The sequence below is a fragment of the Paenibacillus curdlanolyticus YK9 genome, assembly GCF_000179615.1.
Classification (GTDB): domain Bacteria; phylum Bacillota; class Bacilli; order Paenibacillales; family Paenibacillaceae; genus Paenibacillus_T; species Paenibacillus_T curdlanolyticus.
This window is the reverse complement of record NZ_AEDD01000002.1, coordinates 468,817-493,114: the sequence shown is the minus strand read 5'-3', so window position 1 is coordinate 493,114 and position 24,298 is coordinate 468,817. Positions and strand designations below refer to the sequence as shown.

Genomic DNA, 24,298 nt, shown 5'->3' with positions numbered 1-24,298 from the left:
GAATCTGCCTGCCTCCTTCGATTAATGAGATGACATATGCTCTTGCAAGCTCACGGGCTCCATCGCGACGAACGGTTTCTCGATGATCGCGGCATAGCTCATCTGATTGCCCGGATAGTTGCGCATGCGCCAGCCTTCCATGTTCGCATTGCCGCCATATAACGGATCGCTATATGCGCCTTCCAGCGTATTCGCACGCAGCATGCGGAAGAAGCCGCTCGGCGAAATGGTCGTAATTTGCGGCTCATCGGCCTCGAACGCTTTCAATACCGTGTCCTGCTCTTCGGGCGTTAGCTCAACGAATTTCTTTTGCAGCTTCGTCTGGCTGTAATTGTTCAGCTCCCGGATGCCGATTTCATAAATTTCGCGGCGTTTTAACCGGCCTTGGTAACCCTGTACTTTCTCCCCTTGGAAGAAAGGAGGGGACATATATTCGCGGGAGTTAAAGCCATAATCGCCAGCAAGCTGGTGATCGATAAAGAAGGCAACGCCTAGCGCGCTTGCTCCTGCGCCATTCTCATCGGCTGGGAAAATTCGTTCCGTTGCTGCATTCACGATCGCGAATTGCTCTGGTGTGAAAAACATAAGTGCCCGGTTAAAATTGGCTGGAGCGGCCGGTTTCGTCTCCGTATTGTCGGTTACGGGCGTTTTCTCCGTTTCATTCGTGTCCTTGCGCCCGACGAGCGCGCCAATCGCGCCGCCGACGACGACGCCACCGAGCGCAAACCCGGAATTAACGAGGAATTGGCGCCGGGAGGGCTCTTTTACAACCGCTGGTGGGCGCTTTCCATTATTGTCTCGCATCACAGTCCACCTCCAGTAATTCGTATTCCGTGATAGTATTTTCCACGGTGTTTCATTTATACATTCCGGTATGCGGTGCCACCCTAGAGGAAGACCTACATTCTGTACATGATTGATCGGAGGAATGAGCGTGACACATCGGTTCAGATTCGCTGCCAAAGCAGCATTGGCGGGATTAACGGCTGCAGTCGTTTTGACAGGCTGCGGGGCGCACTATAAGCAAGAGGAGCTTCCACGATTAACGACGAAATCAACGAGCCCCGACCATTTGCACCCGATCCAAATGCAGCAGCATGATTCTTATCTCATACCAAGCGCTGACCGAGAGAAGCAGCTGACAACGAACAGTATCGGGCATACAACCTACGGGTTAGGCACGAATGTGTACAGCAGAATTGGCAGCTCGGGGCTGCACAGCGGCGGATTCTCATCTCATCTGGAATCGCGGTTAAGCGGGGAAGGCATTCAGGGTGTCAAAGTGTTCGTCGTAGATGATCTTGTCATCGTAGCTTCGGACAAATCGGTTTCCTCGGCCTCCCGCTACGATCCGCTCCAACAGAAAGTATTAAGCGGCGGCGTAGGGCAGGGGAACGAACGCAATAGCCGAGTCGATTCCGTCGGTGAATCGTCCCTTCAGCAAGCATCCGCCACCAATATGGCGCAAGCATCGTCAGCCATCCAAACGATTCTTGGCGTGAAAACAAAGGTGCTGACTGTCGAATCATCCGAAGCAGTCAAGGTGATTAGCAAGCTTCATCGCGACACGTCAGATGGCGCTTCTCCTAAAGAAATCGCGAAGGGGATTCGAACGTTATTGGAGTTGGCTGGGAAATAAGGCGTGCACTTGAAGGCGAGGACAAAGAGCTTCCGTGGTTGCTTGCGCGGAAGTTTTTTGTTGCTATGAACATATTATTATGGATTTATTGGAAAATAATATTTATACTATAAAGGGATATTCGATTATCCAACTACATACAGGGGGCATTACGAATGAACGAGAACGGTAACTACAATCAACAGCCGCAATTCTATGGAAATGGCAGCAACAACAGTAATAATAACGGGCCATATTACAATGGCAATAACGGCAATTATGGCAACCAGCCGAACGTTGCTGAAGTGATGACGGTCAAAAACTGGCTGTTAACCAATTTCATTCTCATGATTCCGATCGTGAACATCATCATGCTATTCGTCTGGGGCTTTGGCAGCAACACGAATCCGAATAAAGCCAATTATGCCAAAGCATCGCTCATTTTGGCGGCAATCGGCATTGGCCTATATATTATTTTATTTGTCGTTATTTTCGGTTTCGTTATTAGCAATTTGGATAACATCGAGTAATTATCGATCATCATAAATAAATCTAATGCACGGCAAGCTCTTCTTCTCCTTGTGAGGGAAGGGTTTTTTTGCATTCCTTCACAAGGAAGTGGACAGGATAAAAGTAGGAATTGACACGAAACCATACGGTGTCATATACTCCGATATGAAACCAAATGGTTTCACAATTTATCGTGACAGGAGACTTTATCCATGGATCAACAGACTGTTAACCAATTGCCTGATATCGTACAAACCATCGTATTGAACGCACCGATCGACAAAGTGTGGAACGCGGTAGCAACGGCGGAAGGAATAGGCGCATGGTTTATGCCGAACAATTTTCAGCCGATTGTAGGCTTTGAATTTGAATTGAACGCGGGACAGTGGGGCAACTCCCCGTGCAAAGTGACGGAGATCGATCCGCCTAACGGATTGGCGTTTACGTGGGGAAGAGATTGGACGCTTCGTTTCCAGCTCGTCGCGCAAGGCGATCAGACGGAGTTTACGCTAACGCATAGCGGATGGAGCGCGGAAGGCGTTACGGAGTTTGGCGAGCCGCATGCGATCGTGCGCGATCGCATGAATGGCGGTTGGGTCGGATTGGTTAAGAAGCTTAGCGGCTACGTGCAAGGCTAATATGGCCCAAGGTTCAGCATCAGAGAAACCGGATGTTTTTCACGCGATAGCGGATCCGACGAGACGTCAGCTTCTCCAGCTTCTAGGCGATCAAGAGATGCCAGTGACAACGATTTCGGGCTACTTCCCTATGACAAGGACAGCCGTATCGAAGCATCTTCGCATTTTGACGGATGCGGGGCTGTTAAAGGAACGGAAGGTCGGACGCGAAACCCGCTATAAGCTGGAGCCGGAACCGCTGCTGGAATTGAAACGCTGGTTATCTTATTATGAGCGATTCTGGGAAAACAAGCTGCTTGCCCTCAAGCGGTTCGTGGAGCAGGACGAGAATTGACCGCGAAAGCAGTTGCCTTATGATCCCTTCTCGTATTATGCTGGTGAATACGAACTGTACGTAAGGGAGAGATTGGGTCATGAGCAGCGAAATGCAAGCCTATGAAGTGTCCATCAATTTGTATAAGGATTGGCTGGACACAGTCAAGGAAGTGTTCCGCGGTTCAGGCATGCTGGAAGTGCTGACACTGCCTGAGGATGAGATTGCTTTTGCGTATTTCATGCAAACGGCTGCTAATGAAGCAGAGGCCGAGCAACAGCGGATCGCGAACGAAGAGCGCTTAAACACAATTGAGCAGACCATTCGGACGAATCTGGGCGACGTGATCGTGCCGGATATCCGCAAGCGGACCGGCTACGAGGGACATACGTTTGAGTTTAACTGGGTATTTAACCAAGGCGAGCATATCGTCGAGCATCGTTCCTCCTATCGGATCCCGCTGGAAGGCTAACGGATCGCGTTACGGGTTGGCGAGAGAAACAAAAAAGGACAGCTCCGAGGTCATATCATGACCAACGGAGCTGTCCTTTTCTTGTATGATCGGTTACACGCGCTTATTGCGTATAAGTCGAAGCTTTGCTCCGCCGATGGTCTGCTGTTCAGGCATTCGCATTAGGCGGGCTTTGATTCCGCCGATTCGCTGCGATGTGTAAATACCGGTGTGAAGCGAGCAAATCCATGCGACGATGCAGCCGATGAACAGATAGATCGCGCCGTCAACGCCGAACAGCTCCAGCCCCATGACGAAGCATGCGAATGGCGTATTGGCGGCGCCGCTAAACACACTTATCAATCCCACGGCGGCTAACAATGGTATGGATACATGCAAGAGCCCAGCCAACGCACTGCCCAGCAAAGCGCCGATCGCGAATAAAGGCGTAACCTCGCCGCCCTGGTAGCCTGCGCCTAATGTAAGCGAGGTGAACAGCGTTTTCCAAGCAAAGGCAAGGGGAGACGCAGCCTCATGGAAGGATTGGGCGATAAGCGGCAAGCCCAGTCCAATATATTGTCTGGTGCCAGCTGCATAGACCAGCGCAATAACTAGCACGCCGCCAACAAAGCTCTTAGCTGGTGCGTAAGGAATCAAGCGCGTAAACCACGCTTTTAAGAAATGGGTCAATTGGCTAAAAATAAGGGCAGCAAGACCAAATAAGACGGAAGCGCCAATGACTTTAAGCAGCAGTGCTAAGGATAATGCAGGGACAATGCCAATCCAATAATGCGAATGCTCCGTTCCCCAAGCTTTCGTGATCTGATCAGCAGCCAAACTTGATAGAAGGCAAGGAAGCAATGCTGCAAATCGCCAGAGCCGGCCTTTGGCGAGCAGCTCCACGCCGAATATGGCTCCTGCGAGCGGCGTCCCGAAGACGGAACCGAATCCGCTGCTGATGCCGCATAGCAGCACGACACGGCGCTCATGCGGCGTCAGCTTAAACCATCGTCCTGCCTGCTCGGCCAAGCTTCCGCCAATCTGGACAGCCGTGCCTTCACGTCCGGCAGACCCTCCAAGCAAATGAGTCATCCAAGTGCCTAATAGAACGAGTGGCCCCATCCGTAAAGGGACGCGCACCTCTGGCGCCTCGTAAGATTGCTCAAGGATCAGATTGTTTCCTTTGGCTGCTGCGCCTCCGTATCTCATATAGAGCCAGCTGATGAAGGCGCCGCCGACCGGCAGCAGCCATAACAGCCACGAATGGCTGACTCGCGCGTCGGTTACGAGCTCCAATCCGTAGAGGAAGAGGGAGGACGCCGTACCGACCATCGCTCCAATAAGCATACATAGGATAAGCCACTTCAAAGCCAATCCTACCTTTATTTTCTTATCGCTACGACTCATGGTTTTCCCCTTATCTTCATGTACATTACCACGATGGCATCAAATGGTCTAATTGTAATGGACGTGCCAATATCCGTCAATTCCAGAACCCTCCTCACATGAAGCTTGGCGCAATGAAACAAAATAATTTGACGAACCGAATCGTTAGGAGTAATATAATTCGCATACGAACTATTTGTGTAATAACTATAAGGGGAGGAGGTCCCGTTATGGGCGATTTTCAGCGTGTGCATGATGTTTTTGCATCATTCCGCGAGGTAAACAAAGCTTTTTACCATACGCTGTCTAGCGCTGCTCAACAATATGGCGTGACGCCCGTTCAATATTTGGTGCTGAAAACATTGGATCAATGTCCTGGCATCGGCTTGTCTGAGCTGGCAGAGCTCATTTACTCGACGAACAGCACATCGAGCGGCGTAATTGACAGGATGGTGAAGGCTGGCTGGGTTTCTCGCGAACGATCAGAAACGGACCGAAGATCGGTGAAGCTGGAATTAACGGAAGAAGGAAAATTGCTTTGGGAGAAAATGTATGAGACTCGGTTAAAGCGGCTGCTTCCTTTACGACAGACATCAGACGAGGATCATGCGACGCTATTGCGGATTCATAAAGAAATCGTATCTATTCTAAATAACGCAAAAGAGGGACAGAACCATGAGTAATTCAGCAGGAGCAGTTATCAGAAGAGGGCCAATCGTAGCTTCATTACTAATCGCGGCATTCGTTGCCATTCTAAGTCAAACGCTGCTAAACGTAGCGCTGCCAAGCATTATGAAGGATTTGAACGTTGAAGCCAATACAGCTCAGTGGCTGTCGACCGGCTATATGCTCGTCAACGGCGTATTGATTCCGATCAGCGCGTATCTCATCGAGCGGTTTACGACGCGCAAACTGTTTATTACAGCAGTTAGTTTATTTACCGCAGGTACGTTAATAAGCGCATTAGCGACCTCATTTGAGATTCTTCTTACGGGTCGTATCGTACAAGCAGCAGGCGCAGGCATTCTGATGCCGCTGATGTCGATTGTGTTCTTGACGATTTTCCCAATCGAACAGCGCGGGAAAGCAATGGGGATGATGGGTCTAGCCATGATCTTCGCGCCGGCAGTCGGACCTACGTTGTCTGGATGGGTTGTTGAGCATCACTCGTGGCGTGTCCTGTTCTACATCGTACTGCCGATTTCGTTGTTCGGTTTGATCTTCGGTGCAATTTCCATGAAAAACGTAACGCGCAATGCAAAATCGAATCTCGATTATTTAGGCGTTGTGCTGTCGACGCTTGGCTTCGGCGGCTTGCTCTATGGCTTCAGCGATGCAGGCAGCGATGGCTGGGACAGCGCAACGGTTATTGCAAGCTTGATCGTGGGATGCCTTTCCTTGATCCTGTTCGTATGGCGGGAAATGACGGTCGCAAAGCCGATCCTCGAGATGCGCGTATTCAAATACAGCATGTACTCGCTGACGACCGTTATTAACGTGATCATTACGATGGCGATGTTCTCCGGCATGATCCTGCTTCCGATTTATTTGCAGCAAATTCAAGGGTTTTCGCCGCTGAAATCTGGTTTGCTCCTCTTGCCAGGTGCAATCCTGATGGGTATCATGTCGCCGATTACCGGCATTATTTTCGATAAAGTCGGTGCACGTTGGCTTTCGGTAGTCGGATTGATCATTACTGTATTTACGACTTACGAGTTCAGTCACCTGACTTCGGACACGACGTACATGCACATGCTTCTCATGTACTCGCTGCGGATGTTCGGTATGTCCATGCTGATGATGCCGATCCAGACGGCTGGTATGAATCAGCTGCCGCAGCGCTTGAACGCCCATGGCTCTGCGATGTCGCAAACGCTACGTAACGTTGCAGGTGCGCTGGGTACGGCGTTCCTAGTTACGATCATGTCGAATAAAACCGCTTCTCAAGTGAAGCATTTGGTAGCACAGAACGGCATCGACCCTTCGGATAAAACCAAAATGGCTGGCGTTGTGCACGAAGCGACGATTTATGGCATCAACCATTCGTTCGTGGTGGCAACATGGATGTCGGTCGTTGCGCTTATTCTCGCCTTCTTTATTCGCAAAGTAAAGCCGCATGAAGAGCCAGTGAAAGAGCCAGCCTAGAGTGAATTGACCTTGATCAAAACCTCCATTGCCGGAAGCGGCATGGAGGTTTTTTCGGAAACAAGTTATTTCTGCTTCCATCAGCAAACCGGCTTCCGTCAATATGCTATACTTTAGCTAATCATGGGTGATTAGACTAACAGAGGGAGCAGGTGGGGAAACTGATTTTAGCAGTTGAGGATCGTGATCGGCTTGTCCAGACGCTGAGCGAGCAGCAGCAGCAATATATCTCGGAATCGTTAATCCGCGGACGCCGAACGGTTTTCGCGAACGAGATGGCTAAGCAAAAGGGCTTCCACATTCCAGAAGACACGGATGCTGCTCAGATTGAGCTGCTGCTTAACGATTGGATTTATACAGGATATGTGGATGCTGGGATGGTTTCGCCTGATTTGCGCTGCGAGTGCGGCAGGCCGCTTCGATATCAGCATCGTGTCGAGCATAAAGAAACGGGCGAGGTGAAGCATTTTGGCATCGAGCATCTCAAAGAGCATTTGGCGATCGACAGTTCGGTCGTATCTGCCATTAAAAAAGGCTTCGAAGCGATCGATTACGAGCTGGATGAGCTGTTAATCAAGCGCAATAGCGGGTGGACGCAGGATCCTGAGCTGCTCCAGATGGAGCGGCTGCCTGATGACGTAGCGGATCATCTGAGACTTGGCTTGCCGCTCTTAGAGCGCCAAATCAATCGGCTTCGCCAAATTCGCGCTGCCGCGCAATCCGTTCGGAGCACACCGAAGGTGGAGCCGCGGCCGATTGCTGCTCCAGTGAAGGCAGTCGAAGCGCCGATGGATCTGTTTGCATGGCAAGACGCAGTAGAGGAGCATCAGAATCAACAGAAACAGCAGAAACAACAGGAGCCGCCGCTATGGGAGCTTCCTTATGCGCTGCAAGAGCCGACCCAACGTTATTTGCGCGGCGGGATGAAGAGCGCCCGCATCATTTGCGAGCTGCTCATCTCCGAGCATGGCGGTAGCGATCTTAGATTTCTAACAGGCAAACCGAGGCTTTATTTGAGCGTATGCTCATATATTGAATCGTTAGACGGGGTGCGACCGGAAACGGTTGGACCTGAGGATCGGACCTATGCCATTCAGCAGCCAGCAAGCAAGTGAAAAGCAGGAGGGTTATCATGATCAATTTCAGTCCATCCTTCATCACAGACGAGCATGTAACCGACGATATCGTTGCTTTTCAAGCAAGAGAAGCAGACACGGAAGACGTCTTGTCGCTGCTGATTCAGACTGCGGAATGGTTTAAGCGCAATGGATCAACGCAGTGGAGCGGATTGCTGCAGGGCGAGGATTCGCATAACACGCAGGACGCCATCGTGCGCGGGCATGTGTATGGCTTTAGAAGCCGCAGACATTCGGACCCGCTTGCCGGGATGGTCATGCTGCTGCCGCAGCCAAGCGCGTGGGACCGCGAGCTGTGGGGAGAAGAGGGGCATGACGGCGCGGTTTATTTGCATCGGCTTGCGATATCGCGCGCCTTCAGCGGTTTGCAGCTTGGCGAACACATGATGAAATGGGCAGAGCGGGGGATTCGTTTTCCAGGACAGGACCGCATTCGGCTGGATTGCATTCGTTCGAATCCTTTTCTAAACAACTTCTATCAGCGTATGGGCTACACGTATATTGGGGAATCTTATATCGCTGCGTTAGCGACGGGCTTCAGCAAATTTGAAAAGCTTCTATAGGGTATGTTTGAATAAACCGATGCAAGGCTGGAGCATTTGCGGCCTTTTTTGCATGATTATATATTCCCGTATTGTAAAATGTAGTATAATCCCAAATGGTTCAATCATCCTGGCATGTCATGTTTGGATTGACAGCATTCCGTCCTAAGCGCATGTTTGACAAATATAGTTGCTTGATATATAGTTGTCATAACAATTATTTTAATATGCAGAAGGATGTGTTGGAGTGCCTGTAGATCACAAAGGACTTGAGCGATCGGTCGGCTTCATGACGGGTATGACTTATCGTAAGCTCTCGGCATTGCTGCAAAACCGTCTGAAGCCTTACGAGATTACGCCCGAGCAATGGTCGATTCTTTATCAAATCGATCGGGCGGACGGCTTGATTCAGAAGGAGATTGCGGAGCGAGCGGGGAAGGACAAGCCGACGACAACGAGAATATTGGACCTGCTCGAGGAGAAAGGCTTGATCTATAAAAAAGCAGGCACGAAGGATCGTCGTTCGTTTCTCGTCTATATTACGGATAAAGGACGGCAGATGATGCAAGAGACGCTGCCGATCGAGAAGCAGGTCATCGCGGAAGTGAAGTCCTGCATGACGACTGAAGAATATGATACCCTTATCCGTTTAATTAGCAAGATTTCCGCCCAAATTGACAGCATGATTGAAGACAACTAGGAGAGATAAGGATGCCACACCAAGAATCTGCAACTAGACTTTGGACGTTATCGTTCCTGGCACTAACTTTCAGCTCATTTTTATTGTTTTTAAATTTGCAAATGCTGCTCTCTTCGTTTCCCGCCTACGTCAAATCGGAGTTCGGCGCTAGCGACTTTGGCGTTAGCCTTGTCACTAGCGTTTTTGCAGCTTCTGCGATTGGCACTCGATTCGTAACCGCTGCGCTCATGCGCAAGCTTCCCCGTTCCACCATTCTGTTTCTTGGCATCGCACTAGCTGCATTAACGACCGCATTATATGCAGCAGCTGACTCGATTGGCTCTTTGCTCGTCATGCGCATCGGCTACGGGGTTGGCTTTGGCATGGCCAGCACGATCATTCCGACGCTCGTATCGCAGATTATCCCTGCGGACAGAATCGGCGAGGGTATCGGCTATTTTGGCTTATCATCCAGCCTTGCGATGTCGATTGGGCCTGCGATTGGCATGAACGTGATGAAGCACGCAGGCTTCGGGATGCTTGTTGCGGTAGGCACGGCCACGCTATTATTTATGGTTCCTTTGCTGCTTATGACACGCGCAATTCCTCCGCAGCCTAAGTTTTTGGCTACGAGCAGAATGCCCATAAACGATCGTAAACAAGCAACGCGCCGATTTCCGACAAAGCTACTAATGCCTGCTCTGCTTAATGCGCTTCTGTCGATCACTTATAGCGGCTTGTTGAGCTTTATTGCACTGTTCGGCCAATCGGTTCATTTGGAGCAGGTCGGGCTGTTTTTCTTGTTTAATGTCGTAACGATACTCATCGTGAGGCCGATTTCCGGAAAATTGTTCGACAGCAGAGGCCCAGCCATCGTGCTTATCCCTGCAGCAATCAGCGTCATGGCAAGCCTGACGGTGCTTGCTCATACGACATCCATGCTGATGCTGATTCTCTCGGCGTTATTGTACGGCCTTGGATTTGGAGCTATTCAGCCAACGCTGCAGGCGTGGATGATTCGTGTTATGCCAGAGGAGAAGCATGCCGAAGCGAACAGCATGTTTTATAATTCGACAGACTTTGGCGTTGCGATCGGGGCGTTGCTGCTTGGCGTCGTATCTTCCGTAACTTCTTACGGTATGATGTACCAAATCGCTGCTGGGTTCATGGCGGTATTCCTCATTTTATTCCTTATCTATTTACGGTATAATGGAGTGATGCAGTTTACGAACGATGTGGAGGCTAAGCCCGATTGACAACTTATCCGTTTGAATTTGATCCTGGAACACCATTCATGCAGCAAGCGAGCGACTGGATTGCGGACGTTTTCTATGAACTGCTTCCTGAAGCTGGCTTTGAGGTACGGGATGAGCAAATCTACATGGCTTTTCAGCTGGAGCGCGCCTATAACGAGAAAGCGACGATTTTCGCTGAAGCCGGTGTGGGGACGGGCAAGACGCTCGTTTATTTGCTTTATGCAATTACTTATGCACGCTATACTCGGAAGCCGGCGATTATCGCATGTGCGGACGAGTCATTGATCGAGCAGCTCGTAAAGCCCGAAGGGGATATCGCGAAGCTGGCGCGGCATTTGAACTTGACGATCGATGCGCGTCTGGGCAAGTCGCCCGATCAATATATTTGCTTGAACAAGCTGGATGAAGCGCGCGTGAATGCGGAGGAAGCGGTGTTGTTCCGTGATATATACGACACCCTGCCGACCTTCGTCCATCGACCGGACACGATGCAAGCGTTCCATCCTTATGGAAACCGTAAAGATTATCCTGAGCTGACCGATGCGGAGTGGAACGATATCGGCTGGGACGTGTTCCAGGATTGCTTGGTCTGCCATCAGCGCCATCGCTGCGGCCAAACGCTTTCCCGCGAGCATTATCGCAAATCGGCGGACCTCATTATTTGTTCGCATGACTTCTACATGGAGCATGTTTGGACCTACGATGCGAGAAAACGCGAAGGACAGCTGCCTTTGCTGCCTGAGCACAGCTCCGTCGTTTTTGACGAAGGGCATCTGCTTGAAACGGCGGCGCAGCAGGCTTTGACGTACAAGCTGAAGCATTCCTTGTTCGAGAGTATTGTGACACGATTGCTCGAAGGCGAGGTGCGCGAGACGCTTGCCCTAGCCATTGAAGAAGCGATCTATGCGAGCGAGTCGATGTTCAAGCTGTTGGACCAGCAAAGCGTTGCCGTTCCGGCGTCCAACCGGAAAGAGGTGCTGCTCAGCGATTCTTTGATTCGTGAAATTAATCGATTTAGCCATCAGCTTGCCGTCATTGAAGAAGAGCTCGTGTTCGAGAGCGGCTTATATACAATCGATGATTATCAGCTCAAAATCGTCGAAGAGCATCTCGAAATGATTCAGCTCGCGCTCTCCTTGTTCAAACAGCCTGAGATGCTGATCTCTTGGGTCATGGAGGACCAGGATGGGATCACGTTAGTGATTATGCCGCGCAAGGTCAAAGAGATTTTGCAAGAGCGCGTATTTGCTAGAAAAATGCCAGTCGTCTTCTCATCTGCGACGCTTTCAGTAGACGGCTCGTTTAATTATATTGCGCAGAGCTTAGGGATAAAGGACTATCTGTCCTTTACGGTCGCATCGCCTTATGACTACGGAAAGCAGATGCGAACAGCTCTCCACGCCGAGACGGACAGCCATTCCGCTGCCAAGATGAAATCAGTCCTTGAAGGCTTGCGGAGGTCGGAGGGCGGCAGCCTGATTTTATTCCCATCCTTCGAAGAGCTGGAACGATTCCGTCACGATTTGGCGCAATACCCGGAAGCGAACGATATCCGATTCCTATTCGAGAGCTCTGCGGAAATTAGCCACTTGATCGCGATGTTCCAAAATGATGAGCGAAGCGTATTATGTGCCGTTACGCTATGGGAAGGCCTAGACATTCCGGGACCGTCGCTCGCGCATGTCATCATTTGGGCGTTGCCGTTCCCGCCGAATGATCCAGTCTTTGCTGCTAAACGGAAGGATGCCTCGGACCCGTTCCACGAGGTCGACATGCCTTATATGCTGCTTCGCTTGAAGCAAGGCGTCGGCCGTTTGATTCGTACCCGCGACGATCGCGGTGATGTAACGATTTATGGGGAGCAGCTGAATCGCGAGGATGTACGGGAGCAAGTCGAGAAATTCCTGCCGCCAGGAGCAGAGAGGGTGTCCCCATGTTAACGATTACAGAATATAGCGTAGAATTTGTGAAAGACCCGTTCGGTATTCTAGCCGGCAAACGGTATGAATTTATTCTTGACCTCGACGTTCCAGATGACGACGAGCTCTATGAGGAGCAGGGCGTGTACGCGCGCGTCATCTACAGCGTAGAGGAAGCGGCTTCCCGTATTGTACGGTATGAGCTGCGTGAGCGTGCGACCGACCGTTATCTCGAAATCGAGCTCGAGGATGAGGAGCTCGCGGTGCTGGCGGACTTTTGCCGGGAGCAGCTGGAGTCCGGTGAGATTTCTTAATCCCGCGAATTGACGCGCCAAGGGTTGCCGTGCTTCATGGGTATTCGGTATAATGAAGCTACAATTGCATAAGCAACAAGCGGAGGAGACTGTCATTTACGGGATTCCTCTGCCTGAATGAGGGGAGACTGTATCTTACAGTCTCCTTTTTTGCGTTTTTAGGGAAAAATGAATAATAAGAAAGGCGTGATGAGATTGGCTATTTTTCTAACCCTTGTAATGGTAATTGCAGCGACTAAGCTGGCTGGCGATTTGTCCGTACGGATCGGGCAGCCTTCGGTGCTGGGCAAGCTGTTGGCTGGCATTGTGCTTGGACCTGCCGTGCTGAATTGGATTGAACCGAGTGCATTGATTCATGATTTCTCAGAGATTGGCGTCGTCTTACTCATGTTTATTGCAGGACTTGAGACGGATCTCGATCAATTACGAAAGAACTGGAAAGCCTCATTCGCTGTGGCCATAGGCGGAATTGTCCTGCCTTTTATCGGCGGATATGGGGTCGCGCAAGCGATGGGATTGGCGAACGCTCAATCGATATTCATCGGTTTGCTGCTGTGCGCAACGTCAGTGAGCATCTCTGTTCAGACATTGAAGGAGATGAATCAGCTGCATTCGAGCGAAGGGACTACCATACTCGGCGCTGCTGTCGTGGATGATGTCATTGTCGTGCTGCTGCTCGCGGTCATGATGAGCTTGCTGGGCGGGGAGTCTGATGTCTCATTATCGATGGTATTTCTCAAAAAAGCGATCTTCTTTGTCGTTATTGTGCTTGCGGGCTGGTTTGCGATTCCTTATGTGATGAAACGTTTGTCAACGATTCATGTAACAGAAGCTGTCATGAGTATTGCATTAGTATTTTGCTTTTTATTTGCTTATTTTGCTGAGCGGATGGGCGTGGCAGCTATTATTGGCGCCTTTGCGGCAGGCATAAGCATCTCGCAGACGTCCTTCAAGCATGAGGTTGAACACAAGGTAGAACCTATCGCATATACGTTGTTCGTCCCTGTATTTTTCGTAAGCATCGGGCTGAATATCTCTTTTGCCGGATTAGGCAGCCAGCTTCTTTTCCTCTTACTTATTACTTTGACGGCCATCGCTAGCAAATGGATCGGCGGCGGGCTGGGAGCTAGGCTGACCGGATTCGGCAATCGCGCATCGCTTTCGATTGGCGCGGGCATGATTTCTCGGGGAGAAGTGGCGCTTATTATAGCAACGACGGGCTTGGAAGCAAGTCTGCTTCCGGAGCAATATTTTACATCGATCGTGTTGGTCGTAATCCTCACCACGCTCGTCACGCCGCCGCTGCTCAAGCTGATGTTTCGTTCGGATTCAGAAGCGACTGCGAAGGATGCTTAATTTTTTATATCGTAATGCAACATATTGCGATCGACTCCAGTCTATTACGTTCGAGAGCGAAGAAGCGAACGATAGAATCGGAGGGATCATTCATTTGAGAAAACCATTTGCTAAAAAGACCTTGTGTGCAGTTGCGATAAGCGCTGCTTTGGTGTTCAGCGTAAGCGGGCTGGGAGAGGCGCAAGCACAGCAGGCGGGAAGCGGTTCTAATGCGAGTTATACCAGCTACACGACGTTTAGCAGCGAGAATAAGGTGCCCCAAGCAAAGCCAAAATGGTCCGCCGATCTTAGCTTGCCATCTGCCGATGGTACACGCGATTTGATAGCTCCTATCATTGTGAGCGGCAATGTCATCTATGTAAATGGCGGAAAGCTCACGGCAAGAAACGTGAAAACGGGCAAAACGGTTTGGACATTCGGCACCAAGCTGAAGCAAGGCGCACTTCAAACGGATGGTCGTGTCATCTATGCTTACGGGGAAAAAGGCATGCTCTATTGGGTAGACAGCGCCACAGGGAGAAATACCCGCTCATATCAACTGCTTGATTCGAAAAGCAAGAAAGTACCGCAGGATATTCTAGGGATTAGCCTATCGAATGGGGCGCTGTATGCGTCCTATGCCAGCGGGATTGTCTCGATAAGCACCTCTAACGGCAGGGAGAATTGGCGCAATGAAACGTTTTATATCCCGAACGCGCCATACCTGATTAACGGCACACTGCTGATGGATACTTACGAATCCGGAGCCATTACGGTCGGCACCGCTTATGCAATCGACCCGAAAACGGGAAAAACCAAATGGCGGCTGCCTGGCAGCCATTCCGCATTGCTTAAAGCAGATGGCGACAAGCTTTATTACGCGGATCAGTGGCCGGATATCGACAATCCGCAGACGCGCATTGATGTATTCTCACTTTCGACGGGAGAAAAGCTGCAAACAATAACCTACATGCCGGTTGAACAAGAGGGCTATCCGGCCAATAGTTATGTTCAATCATATTTTGGCAATGTCCTCATAGACGGCCAAGACCTGTATTTGATTTCTCAAAGACAAGGCGTTTATCGCTACAACCTGAATGCCGACCCTAAAGTTGTGAAGCCTGCATTCATTCAAGATAACGGTACGCTTATTGCAGGTCCTTATCATGGCAAGCTGTTTTTCACTGACGAGCGGAATATGAGCCTTCATGTCCGTAAGATCGTGGATCAATCCTATGTGACAATTGAAGGCGTGAACAATCCGATCAGTCAGCTTAATTTGATTGATTCCGGCATGTATGTCGGGCAGACCGATGGAACGGTCTATGCGATTAACGTCACGACGGGCAAAGCTTTATTCCGCTACCAAACGGGAGCTAGGGCCTACGGCACATTCCAAACCGTCGGTGATACGCTGCTCGTCCAAGCAGAAAACAAGCTGTATGCGTTCGCCTTGCCAGCTGAATTGACGAAACCGCTGAAGGCGGCGTCACAGGACAGCAATTACAGCAAAGCGCAAGCAAAGCTGACGATTGACGGTGTCGAGAAAACGTTCCAGCCAAGCATGATGACAGCTGCAAACCGAATGTTCGTGCCATTCCGTTTCCTAACGGAAGCTGTGGGAGCAAAGGTGACATATGATCAAGCGACGAAGCAAGCAACCGTTACGTACGGAGATCGCGTATTTACGATTGCTGATGGAGCGCCTTATGCCCTTGTGGCAGGGGAGCAAACGGCGCTGTCGGCTGCCCCAGCTACGATTAATGGGAGCCTCTACGTACCGGTCAAGGATATAGGGAATTTATTAGGCATATCGGTCGTTTGGAACGCAAGCACACGGACGGTTGAGGTCAAAACGAAAGCCTAGCGTACACCAAGCATGTAGAAGCAGAAGGATAACCTCTCGAAAATTGCAGTTGCAATTTGTGCCCACGGGTGTATAATAACGAGTAATTTCATATCGGAACGATAAATTCGATGAAGAGAAAGAGTACGTGTTCGACTGATCCGACAGAGAGTTGGGATTGCTGAAAACCAACGTTCAGGCGATAACGGAAAGCCATCTCCGAGAAGCGGGCTGAATTACAGTAGGCTTTGCCGCTATTCCAGCGTTAACCGGAACACATATTGATGGATATGTGAACAAAGTGCTGTTGCCTATGGCAGCGGAACTAGGGTGGTAACACGGGTGGAGACTCGTCCCTTTACAGGGACGGGTCTTTTTTGTTTTCAACAAAAGGGAGGAGCCGAATCATGATGCAATCAATTACGCAGCAGCCTATTCAACAAACGCCAAAACTGGAGGATCGCCTGTCCGCGCTTGTCAGGGAGATGAAGCCCTCGGGCATTCGCAAGTTTTTTGACCTTGCCAACCGACAGAAGGACGTGATCTCGTTAGGCATTGGAGAACCAGATTTCGCAACGCCAAAAATCGTCAGGGATGCTTGTATCGTCGCATTGGAAAAAGGACAGACGTCCTATACGTCCAACGCGGGGATGCCAGAGCTTCGGGAAGCGATAGCTGAATATATCGCCTCCAGCTGGAAGGTGAGCTATGATCCGGCGAGTGAGGTGCTTGTCACGGTCGGCAGCAGCGAAGCGATTGATCTGGCGCTGCGTGCATTGATCGAAGCGGATGATGAAATTCTAATACCAGTTCCATGTTACATCTCCTATTCGCCGATTACGGCAATTGGCTGCGGCAAGCCAGTGCAAATCGAGACGTTCGCCGAGCAGCAATTCAAGCTGACGCCGGAGGCGCTTCGCAGTGCAATTACGCCGAAGTCGAAGGTGCTGATCGTATCGTATCCGAACAATCCGACCGGCGGCATTATGACGTATGAGGATTGGCTGCCGATTGCCCAGATCGTGCAGGAGCATAATTTAATCGTCATTTCGGATGAAATTTATGCTGAGCTTACGTATGACAGCAAGCATGCCAGCTTCGCGTCGTTGCCTGGCATGAAAGAGCGCACGCTCCTCATCAGCGGATTTTCCAAGGCGTTCGCGATGACTGGCTGGCGGGTTGGCTATGCATGCGGGCCAGAGCCATTAATTGCTGCAATGCTGAAAATCCACCAGTACACCGTTATGTGCGCGCCCATACTTGGGCAGATTGCGGCGCTGGAGTCGCTTCGGATTGGGATGGAAGAAAAGGATCGGATGGTGGAGAGCTATGATCAGCGCAGAAAGCTCATCGTCGAGGGCTTCCGTCAGATCGGGCTTCCATGCCATGAACCGTTTGGTTCGTTTTATGCTTTTCCGTCAATCGCGCATACTGGACTCAGCTCCGAGCAGTTCGCCGAACGGCTGCTGCTGGAAGGCAAAGTCGTAACGGTGCCCGGCCAGATATTCGGGAAGGGCGGGGAAGGATTTATCCGATGCGCGTATGCAACTTCCGTTTCTCAGATCGACGAGGCGTTGACCCGGATGGAACGTTTCCTGAAGACGATTTAACCGTTAGACGGCGTGTACACGACGTACATGGTGGGCAAAGGAGGCTAACCGATGCGAGATAACATTCAAGTACCATACGGCTATGAGCCGCCGGCTGAAGCAAGCAAGGGGACGCTTATTTATTACGACTCCTTCGAAGATACGACGGAAGAAGACCTAGAAGCTGCCGCAGCACTTAAGAAACAAATGGGCTTCCGAAAGCTTGTCCTATATCCGCTTCATGAGGCAACCGGCAAGCGGATGTTTGATCAGCCGATATCCCCTTATTACAAGCGGGAGGACCGACTCCATGAATGGCGCAGGGAGCAAGCTGACCCAACAATCGTCGTGGAAGGGCTCGAAGGAAAGCGCAAAAAGTATACGCCGTTCGAAAGCGCCATGCGGCATTTGACCGAGACCTATCCGTCGCCCTACTTCGTGTATGTTACGCCTGAAATGGCGAATCTGCTCGCCTCTTACGCAACGTTCGAGGAATGGATCGTGAAGCTGCGGCTTATTCTGTCGGAAGAGCCTTCCGCCGCTCAGCTGCACCCGCGTTTGCAAAAATTTGCACATCGTTGGCGCGTTGCGGAATTTGACGAAATATGAAGGAATATTAAGATTCTCTCTTTATTTTGACTTTTCTGAATTGTACATCGTACAATAAAGCTACGCTTAATTATCGACGCCATGTCGATAAGCGGGGGAACCAGTCAATTGGGGCGAATCGGCGGCATTGCCGCGAAGGGTACCATCTTAACCCGAGCCCGTCAGCTAACCTCGTCAGCAGTGGATGGGTCTATGCACCGACATTCGATGACGCTCAGACCCTAACTCGTTAGGGTCTTTTTGTGTTCTTTTCGGGCCCTTCCGCGTAAACAGCTGCCTCTGAAAGCAACCATTTACTAAGGGAGAGTGAAACGTATGGTGACCGAAATTTTGGCATTTAATGAACAGTTCGTACAGGACAAAAAGTATCAATCGTACATGACGGACAAATACCCGGACAAGAAGGTTGCGATTCTCACATGCATGGATACGCGTCTCGTCGAATTGCTGCCTAAAGCTCTGAACCTTCGGAATGGCGATGCGAAAATTATTAAAAACGCCGGAGCCGTCCTGACCCAGCCATTCGGCAGCGCGATGCGAAGCATCTTGATCGCCATCCATGAGATGGATGTACAGGAGGTGCTCGTGATCGGCCATCATGGCTGCGGCATGACGAATCTCGATCCGGATGCGATGATCAAGAAATTCATCAGCAACGGCATTTCGCAGGAAGTGCTCGTAACGCTTGAAAACTCGGGCATTAAGATGGAGCGGTTTCTGAAAGGGTTCGATACAGCGGAGGAAGGGGTTATGCATAGCGTGGACATGATCCGCCGCCATCCGCTCGTCCCTTCGCATATTCCGGTCCACGGGTTTGTGATGGATCCTACAACAGGCCGGCTAGAGCTAATCCATGAGGGTTATGCAGACAGGGGAATCAAGCTTGAGCAAGCGAAAAGCTATCCCGCTGTTCCGTTCGACTAATACGAATAAACTCATGCAACATGACAAACAGCAGCCGGCAGAGGGAGAGAATAGGATTTCCTTCCTGCCGGCTGCTGTTTTGTGTGCGAATGATTCGTACGGGCGAGGGTATAGTACGCGTATGGAACATACAACAAACTTAACCTCGGTTTCATTATGGCGGGATGCTGCGCAGCGCCGGCTGCTGTTCAGCGCAGGGCTGAGCTGGCTGTTCGACGCCATGGATGTCGGCATGCTCTCGTTCATCGTTGCTGCGCTACGCGAAGAATGGCAGCTTGGCGCCCAGCAAATCGGGCTGCTTACGGCGACCAATTCCATTGGGATGGCGGTTGGGGCTGCAATAGCCGGTACGCTTGCTGACCGGTATGGCCGCCGCGCGATACTGCTGTGGACGCTCGTCATTTTCTCAGTGGCTAGCGGCCTATCCGCTTTAGCGGGCAGCTTCACGATTTTACTCATTTTACGTTTCATTACAGGCTTCGGACTTGGAGGCGAATTGCCTGTTGCATCAACGCTTGTTTCGGAATCCGTACCCGTGCAATGGCGAGGCCGAGCAGTCGTGCTGCTCGAAAGCTTCTGGGCGGGAGGGTGGATACTGGCGGCCGTCATCGCGTACTTCATTTTGCCATCGTATGGTTGGCGGATTGGATTCCTTATCGGATGCGCGCCAGTTCTGTATGCGTTATATCTAAGAAGGACGATTCGCGAGCCCGCACGCTTTACCGCGAGCCAGGCAAGATCGTTGCCTTACCGCGAGCGCATCGCATCGTTATGGTCCGCTCGCCATCGCCGATCGACCACTACGTTATGGATTCTTTGGTTCACCGTCGTTCTGTCTTATTACGGCATGTTTCTATGGCTGCCGACCGTAATGGTTCTCAAAGGATTCAGCCTCGTCAAAAGCTTCGAATACGTACTGATCATGACGCTGGCACAGCTTCCCGGGTATTTTACAGCTGCGTATCTGATCGAGCGATTCGGCCGCAAATTTGTGCTTGTCGCTTATTTGCTGCTCACGGCAGGCTGCGCCATCTGGTTCGGACAAGCGGAGTCGACTGCTGTGCTGCTGGCGGCGGGCATCGGACTGTCGTTTTTTAACCTCGGCGCATGGGGTGCTATGTACGCTTATACGCCTGAGCTGTACCCGACAGCGATCCGATCGACTGGCGTCGGCCTAGCGGCATCCTTCGGAAGAATTGGGGGCGTAATCGGGCCTTATCTCGTTGGTCTTTTAGTCGACCAGCATACGAGCGTTCGGGCCATTTTTACCATCTTCTTCGTAACGATTCTGATTGGCGCATTTGCCGTACTCGTGCTTGGCCAAGAGACGAAAGGGATCGATCCGGACGCGGATGGCCCGCTACTTAATTGAATCCAGCTCCGTCTCGGGCTCATATAACCCGGAGCGCACCATGAACCAGCGGAATACGTGGGTGCTTATGACTTTCAGGACAGCGTACCCCGGTACTGCTAATATAATGCCGAGAATGCCGAAGAGATTGCCTGCCGTCAGGATGACGAAAATGATCGTCACGGGATGGATGCGAAGCGTTTTGCCCATGATTTGCGGTGAAATAAACTTTCCTTCAATTAGCTGAACGATCGTCCATACGGCGATCATTTTGAGCAGCATCGTTGGCGAGGTTACCGTTGCAACAATAAGTGCGGGCGTAATCGCGATTACTGGACCCAAATATGGGACGACACTCGTGCAAGCAGCGGCGATCGCGAGAACGAGTGAATATTCCAAGCCAATGATCAGGTATCCGATATAGAGCAGCGCTCCGATACAGAGGCTGATGATGATTTGCCCGCGGATGTAGGAGCTGATCTGATGATTCGATTCATGGAGCACGCGGCGCGTTTCGGGACGCAAAGCTGTCGGAATAAACCCCAGAATGACTTCCGATAGCTTGTGTCCATCCTTAAGCAAATAAAACAGGACAAAGGGTACGGTTACGATGGCAAGCACGATTTCGGTAACCGCTCCTAGCCAGCCCCCAAGATGATGCCATGTGTTCGTGAGCACGGACGAAATTCGGCTTGTCACTTGATCCGTAAGATCCATGTGATTCAATCCTGTAGCTTGCTCCAGCTGATTAAAGAAATCGCTGCCGATCCACTCGCGAAATTGGACTTCCATCTGATCGCTATAAGACGGGAAATTCGTTATTAGACTCGTAATTTGCTGGCGGATAAGCGGAATAACGGCCAAAATGACAAGCGCGATAACCGCGATAATGATGACATACAGCAGCAGAATCGCATAGCCCCGTTTCAGCCGAAGCCTTACGAGCCCGTCGACAATCGGATTTAACAAATAGTAGACGACGCCGGTTAGCAGCAGCGGAAGCAACACGGTTTTGGCTAAAACGATAAATGGCGTGAATATGAACGATATGCGGCTAAGGACGAGAATATTGATCCCGATAAGCAGCAAAACGAGCAAGCTGAGTACAAATCGATTGTTCAAAAAGAGAAAGCGGAATCGGTTGGACCATGAACGGGCAGGCAGCATAGTGTCCTCCTTCGTAGCGAGTAAAGTTAGCGTACAGGAATATACTAGTAGCTTATCCTTATGACGGATGTTTGAATCTCATGAAATAGAATGTTCGGTACATGGACAAGTTAAAGGCAAGAGGAGGGATGTCAGATGGCGCGCAATAAAGAAAAATCGTTTCAAGGCAAACAGCAGGCGATGAGAGCGCATGATCGGGAAGCCGAGAATAATGTCGCTGCATCGACTGAAGAAAACCGCAACCAAAAAGGCCATGTACCGAACAGCCCATCAACCGGTTAGCAAACGCACAAAAAGGACATTCCCGCAACGACGCCGGAATGTCCTTCTTTATAGTCATTAACCTGCCGTGACATGCTCCTCGCATTCGCTGGAGCAGAAGCCGTGATGCTCCTCCAGGCAGCTGTCGCACACGATATGCTGCTTGTGGCAGCTGTCGTCTACACAATTAATGAATGTCTCCGCCGGGCTGTCGCAATGGTGGCAGCGGCCCACGACGACTTGCTCATCGGTACGGTTGATCGGCACCGAAATCCGTTCATCGAATACATAACATTTGCCATCGAACAGCCGGCCTTGCACCTCTGGATCTTTGCCATAGGTGACGATACCGCCGTCCAGCTGAAACACATTAGTGAAGCCTTCGTCCATCAGTACGCCCGTTAGCTTCTCGCAGCGAATGCCTCCGGTGCAGTAGGTCAAAATTGGGCGGTCCTTGTACTCGCTCATGTTCTGGCGAATCCATTCCGGAAACTCCTTGAACGTCTCGACTTCCGGCTTGATCGCGCCGCGGAAGTGGCCGAGATCGAACTCATAATCGTTGCGTCCATCGAGCACGATGACATCGTCGCGCTGCAGGTATTCATGGAACTCGACAGGGGAGAGATGCTTGCCGGTGTACGTATTCGGATCAAGCTCTTTGTCATAACGGAGCGTCACGAGTTCTTTTTTGTAGCGAACGAACATTTTGCCGAATACATGCCCTTCCACTTCATCGATCTTGAACACCATCGACGCGAACAACGGGTTCGCATGCATGTGCTTCATATATTGCTCGGTCTGTTCCACCGTACCGGAAACCGTGCCATTAATTCCCTCCGATGCAATGAGTATGCGGCCCTTCAGTCCCAGCTCTTTGCAGTAAGCAAGATGTTCAGCAGCGAATAGCTCTGGCTCGGGAATGGTTACGTATTGGTAGTAGAGCAGCACTTGATAAACAGACTTGTCTGACATGGCGTATCATTCCTTCCTTTTTTCTATATAAATGGAAACGGCAGAGAGGCAACAAGCGTCTCTACCGCCTATTTGATCATTTTCAAACCTAATAGTATATCTTAATTGCTCTGTCGTCATCTGTCAAATACACCCGAATGCTTGGCACACGGCAGCATCGTCCGTTACACTACACTAGAAACTATTGGACGGGAGCCGATTATGAAGAGTCTTCTTGTTACGGGGTACCGTGCGCATGAGCTTAGCATTTATGACCAGAAGCATAAGGGAATTCCATATATTAAAAAAGCGCTGGAGGCCAAGCTGATTCCGCTTATAGAGGATGGCTTGGAATGGGTGATCACCTCCGGCCAGTACGGCGTAGACTTATGGGCATGCGAGGTTGTCATTGCGCTAAAGCGAATGTATCCGCACCTTAAGCTGTCGATTCTTGCAGCCTATCTCAATCCCGAGGAGAAATGGAAGGAAGAGAAACAAAATTATTATCGGGATATATTGCGGGGAGTCGATTATTATGGGATCGTCAGCCAAAAGCCTTATGATGGCGTATGGCAGCTGACGGCAAGGGATGACCTGCTGCTGCGCAAATCGGACGGCATTCTGCTGTTTTATGACGAGGATGCGGGTGAAGCCAGCCCTAAATTCATTAAGCAGCGCGCGTGGAAACGGCATGAGGATGATGGATACCGGTTTATTACGATAACGGCAGAGGATGTCCAGACCATTGCGGATGAGGAGAGTCGCGACCGCTATGAATGAGCAGGCTCAAGAGGTTCAGATTGCATGGGCGACGCACTGGCGCACGTATGCCGACGTCCATGCGGCCGCCTATCGAGAGGCATATCGCGGCATTATGGACGAGCAGTACTTGGCAGCCTACACACCGGAAAACCGGCAAACCCATTATGCGAAGCTGGTTGAAGCAGGGGACGGTGGGACATCGCGAGCAGCGATCTTGTCCATCAACGGCGAACCGGCTGGCTGCTTGCTCATCTGCTCCTCGAAGGATGCCGACTTGGCAGATGGCTACGGCGAAATTGACGCCTTATACTTGCTTCCAGACAGTAAGGGGCGGGGTTATGGGAGGCTCCTGTTAAGCTGGGGGATGGGTCGGCTTGCAGAGCAAGGCTGCTCAGCTTATGTCTTATGGGTGCTGGAGGAAAACGAGGCTGCGCGCCGATTTTACGAGCGGATGGGGTTTCATGCCGATGGCGCAAGCCGCATAATTGAACGAGGGCGGAAACTTGTGCAACTGCGCTACATTTGCTCGAATAAAACAAATTGACAGGCCTGTCGGCGATCTGTTATCTTATTTGAAATTATAAAACGAAGAGGAG

The 24,298-nt window shown here is 50.8% G+C and carries 26 protein-coding genes, 1 riboswitch and 1 other annotated feature; of the genes, 22 read left to right on the top strand and 4 right to left on the bottom strand.

Features of this window, described 5'->3' with window-relative positions:
• Window positions 1-21: 21 nt before the first annotated feature.
• Window positions 22-804, bottom strand: coding sequence for a gluconate 2-dehydrogenase subunit 3 family protein (locus PAECUDRAFT_RS05520; protein ID WP_006037131.1), 783 nt, complete (start codon window positions 802-804; stop codon window positions 22-24).
• Window positions 805-934: 130 nt separating this feature from the next.
• Between PAECUDRAFT_RS05520 and PAECUDRAFT_RS05515 the strand changes: the two genes are divergently transcribed.
• From PAECUDRAFT_RS05515 to PAECUDRAFT_RS05495, 5 genes are all read left to right on the top strand, one after another.
• Entirely contained in the window at window positions 935-1,639 is a 705-nt protein-coding gene (locus PAECUDRAFT_RS05515; protein ID WP_006037130.1) for a hypothetical protein, read from the top strand.
• A 155-nt stretch (window positions 1,640-1,794) separates the two neighbouring features.
• Window positions 1,795-2,148 (top strand): hypothetical protein, encoded by a 354-nt coding sequence (locus PAECUDRAFT_RS26290; protein WP_006037129.1) that lies wholly within the window; start codon window positions 1,795-1,797, stop codon window positions 2,146-2,148.
• Window positions 2,149-2,340: 192 nt separating this feature from the next.
• Window positions 2,341-2,766 (top strand): SRPBCC family protein, encoded by a 426-nt coding sequence (locus PAECUDRAFT_RS05505; protein WP_006037128.1) that lies wholly within the window; start codon window positions 2,341-2,343, stop codon window positions 2,764-2,766.
• Between the two features lies 1 nt (window position 2,767).
• On the top strand, window positions 2,768-3,100 hold the full coding sequence (locus PAECUDRAFT_RS05500; RefSeq protein WP_006037127.1) for an ArsR/SmtB family transcription factor: 333 nt from the start codon (window positions 2,768-2,770) through the stop codon (window positions 3,098-3,100).
• A 79-nt stretch (window positions 3,101-3,179) separates the two neighbouring features.
• The gene (locus tag PAECUDRAFT_RS05495; RefSeq protein ID WP_006037126.1) at window positions 3,180-3,551 is read left to right on the top strand and encodes a hypothetical protein; all 372 of its coding nucleotides are present in this window, start codon (window positions 3,180-3,182) and stop codon (window positions 3,549-3,551) included.
• A 93-nt stretch (window positions 3,552-3,644) separates the two neighbouring features.
• Here PAECUDRAFT_RS05495 and PAECUDRAFT_RS05490 read toward each other — a convergent pair whose 3' ends face one another.
• The gene (locus tag PAECUDRAFT_RS05490; RefSeq protein ID WP_006037125.1) at window positions 3,645-4,937 is read right to left on the bottom strand and encodes a voltage-gated chloride channel family protein; all 1,293 of its coding nucleotides are present in this window, start codon (window positions 4,935-4,937) and stop codon (window positions 3,645-3,647) included.
• Window positions 4,938-5,146: 209 nt separating this feature from the next.
• Here PAECUDRAFT_RS05490 and PAECUDRAFT_RS05485 point away from each other — a divergent pair, with 209 nt between their 5' ends.
• The 14 genes from PAECUDRAFT_RS05485 (at window position 5,147) to PAECUDRAFT_RS05420 (ending at window position 20,582) form a co-directional block, all read left to right on the top strand.
• Window positions 5,147-5,599: a MarR family winged helix-turn-helix transcriptional regulator gene (locus PAECUDRAFT_RS05485; RefSeq protein WP_006037124.1), complete on the top strand. Its 453-nt coding sequence runs from the start codon at window positions 5,147-5,149 to the stop codon at window positions 5,597-5,599.
• The gene (locus tag PAECUDRAFT_RS05480) at window positions 5,592-7,061 is read left to right on the top strand and encodes a DHA2 family efflux MFS transporter permease subunit (RefSeq protein ID WP_006037123.1); all 1,470 of its coding nucleotides are present in this window, start codon (window positions 5,592-5,594) and stop codon (window positions 7,059-7,061) included. Before PAECUDRAFT_RS05485 ends, PAECUDRAFT_RS05480 begins: the two co-directional genes overlap by 8 nt.
• Window positions 7,062-7,213: 152 nt before the next feature.
• Entirely contained in the window at window positions 7,214-8,176 is a 963-nt protein-coding gene (locus PAECUDRAFT_RS05475) for a DUF3895 domain-containing protein (protein ID WP_006037122.1), read from the top strand.
• Between the two features lie 17 nt (window positions 8,177-8,193).
• Window positions 8,194-8,760, top strand: a complete 567-nt coding sequence (locus PAECUDRAFT_RS05470) for a GNAT family N-acetyltransferase (protein WP_006037121.1) — start codon at window positions 8,194-8,196, stop codon at window positions 8,758-8,760.
• Between the two features lie 226 nt (window positions 8,761-8,986).
• Entirely contained in the window at window positions 8,987-9,439 is a 453-nt protein-coding gene (locus PAECUDRAFT_RS05465; protein ID WP_006037120.1) for a MarR family winged helix-turn-helix transcriptional regulator, read from the top strand.
• Between the two features lie 11 nt (window positions 9,440-9,450).
• The gene (locus tag PAECUDRAFT_RS05460) at window positions 9,451-10,674 is read left to right on the top strand and encodes an MFS transporter (protein WP_006037119.1); all 1,224 of its coding nucleotides are present in this window, start codon (window positions 9,451-9,453) and stop codon (window positions 10,672-10,674) included.
• Entirely contained in the window at window positions 10,671-12,614 is a 1,944-nt protein-coding gene (locus PAECUDRAFT_RS05455) for an ATP-dependent DNA helicase (RefSeq protein WP_006037118.1), read from the top strand. The genes PAECUDRAFT_RS05460 and PAECUDRAFT_RS05455 overlap by 4 nt, the downstream gene beginning before the upstream one ends.
• Entirely contained in the window at window positions 12,608-12,907 is a 300-nt protein-coding gene (locus tag PAECUDRAFT_RS05450; RefSeq protein ID WP_006037117.1) for a DUF6509 family protein, read from the top strand. Before PAECUDRAFT_RS05455 ends, PAECUDRAFT_RS05450 begins: the two co-directional genes overlap by 7 nt.
• Window positions 12,908-13,075: 168 nt before the next feature.
• Entirely contained in the window at window positions 13,076-14,263 is a 1,188-nt protein-coding gene (locus PAECUDRAFT_RS05445) for a cation:proton antiporter (protein WP_006037116.1), read from the top strand.
• A 94-nt stretch (window positions 14,264-14,357) separates the two neighbouring features.
• Window positions 14,358-16,109, top strand: a complete 1,752-nt coding sequence (locus PAECUDRAFT_RS05440; protein WP_006037115.1) for a stalk domain-containing protein — start codon at window positions 14,358-14,360, stop codon at window positions 16,107-16,109.
• Window positions 16,110-16,210: 101 nt separating this feature from the next.
• Window positions 16,211-16,449, top strand: a binding site (T-box leader).
• A gap of 49 nt (window positions 16,450-16,498) precedes the next feature.
• The gene (locus PAECUDRAFT_RS05435; RefSeq protein ID WP_040711709.1) at window positions 16,499-17,698 is read left to right on the top strand and encodes an aminotransferase class I/II-fold pyridoxal phosphate-dependent enzyme; all 1,200 of its coding nucleotides are present in this window, start codon (window positions 16,499-16,501) and stop codon (window positions 17,696-17,698) included.
• Window positions 17,699-17,749: 51 nt separating this feature from the next.
• Window positions 17,750-18,286, top strand: a complete 537-nt coding sequence (locus PAECUDRAFT_RS05430; RefSeq protein ID WP_006037113.1) for a hypothetical protein — start codon at window positions 17,750-17,752, stop codon at window positions 18,284-18,286.
• A gap of 53 nt (window positions 18,287-18,339) precedes the next feature.
• Window positions 18,340-18,481: riboswitch (cyclic di-AMP (ydaO/yuaA leader) on the top strand.
• A 120-nt stretch (window positions 18,482-18,601) separates the two neighbouring features.
• The gene (locus PAECUDRAFT_RS05425; RefSeq protein ID WP_006037112.1) at window positions 18,602-19,210 is read left to right on the top strand and encodes a beta-class carbonic anhydrase; all 609 of its coding nucleotides are present in this window, start codon (window positions 18,602-18,604) and stop codon (window positions 19,208-19,210) included.
• Between the two features lie 121 nt (window positions 19,211-19,331).
• Window positions 19,332-20,582 (top strand): MFS transporter, encoded by a 1,251-nt coding sequence (locus PAECUDRAFT_RS05420; RefSeq protein WP_040711703.1) that lies wholly within the window; start codon window positions 19,332-19,334, stop codon window positions 20,580-20,582.
• Here the strand turns inward: PAECUDRAFT_RS05420 and PAECUDRAFT_RS05415 are convergent.
• Window positions 20,571-21,728 carry an AI-2E family transporter gene (locus tag PAECUDRAFT_RS05415; RefSeq protein ID WP_006037110.1) on the bottom strand — a complete coding sequence of 386 codons (1,158 nt, stop codon included), beginning with the start codon at window positions 21,726-21,728 and terminating at the stop codon, window positions 20,571-20,573. The two genes, PAECUDRAFT_RS05420 and PAECUDRAFT_RS05415, sit on opposite strands and share 12 nt — an antisense overlap.
• Before the next feature lie 135 nt (window positions 21,729-21,863).
• Here PAECUDRAFT_RS05415 and PAECUDRAFT_RS26075 point away from each other — a divergent pair, with 135 nt between their 5' ends.
• On the top strand, window positions 21,864-22,010 hold the full coding sequence (locus tag PAECUDRAFT_RS26075) for a hypothetical protein (protein ID WP_006037109.1): 147 nt from the start codon (window positions 21,864-21,866) through the stop codon (window positions 22,008-22,010).
• A gap of 57 nt (window positions 22,011-22,067) precedes the next feature.
• Here the strand turns inward: PAECUDRAFT_RS26075 and trhO are convergent, their stop codons facing one another.
• Window positions 22,068-22,961, bottom strand: coding sequence for an oxygen-dependent tRNA uridine(34) hydroxylase TrhO (trhO, locus tag PAECUDRAFT_RS05410; RefSeq protein ID WP_006037108.1), 894 nt, complete (start codon window positions 22,959-22,961; stop codon window positions 22,068-22,070).
• 201 nt (window positions 22,962-23,162) lie between these two features.
• On the opposite strand from trhO, the gene PAECUDRAFT_RS05405 reads away from it, so the two are divergent.
• Window positions 23,163-23,720 carry a DUF1273 domain-containing protein gene (locus PAECUDRAFT_RS05405; protein WP_006037107.1) on the top strand — a complete coding sequence of 186 codons (558 nt, stop codon included), beginning with the start codon at window positions 23,163-23,165 and terminating at the stop codon, window positions 23,718-23,720.
• Window positions 23,713-24,246, top strand: a complete 534-nt coding sequence (locus PAECUDRAFT_RS24450; protein WP_006037106.1) for a GNAT family N-acetyltransferase — start codon at window positions 23,713-23,715, stop codon at window positions 24,244-24,246. The genes PAECUDRAFT_RS05405 and PAECUDRAFT_RS24450 overlap by 8 nt, the downstream gene beginning before the upstream one ends.
• Window positions 24,247-24,298 lie beyond the last annotated feature (52 nt).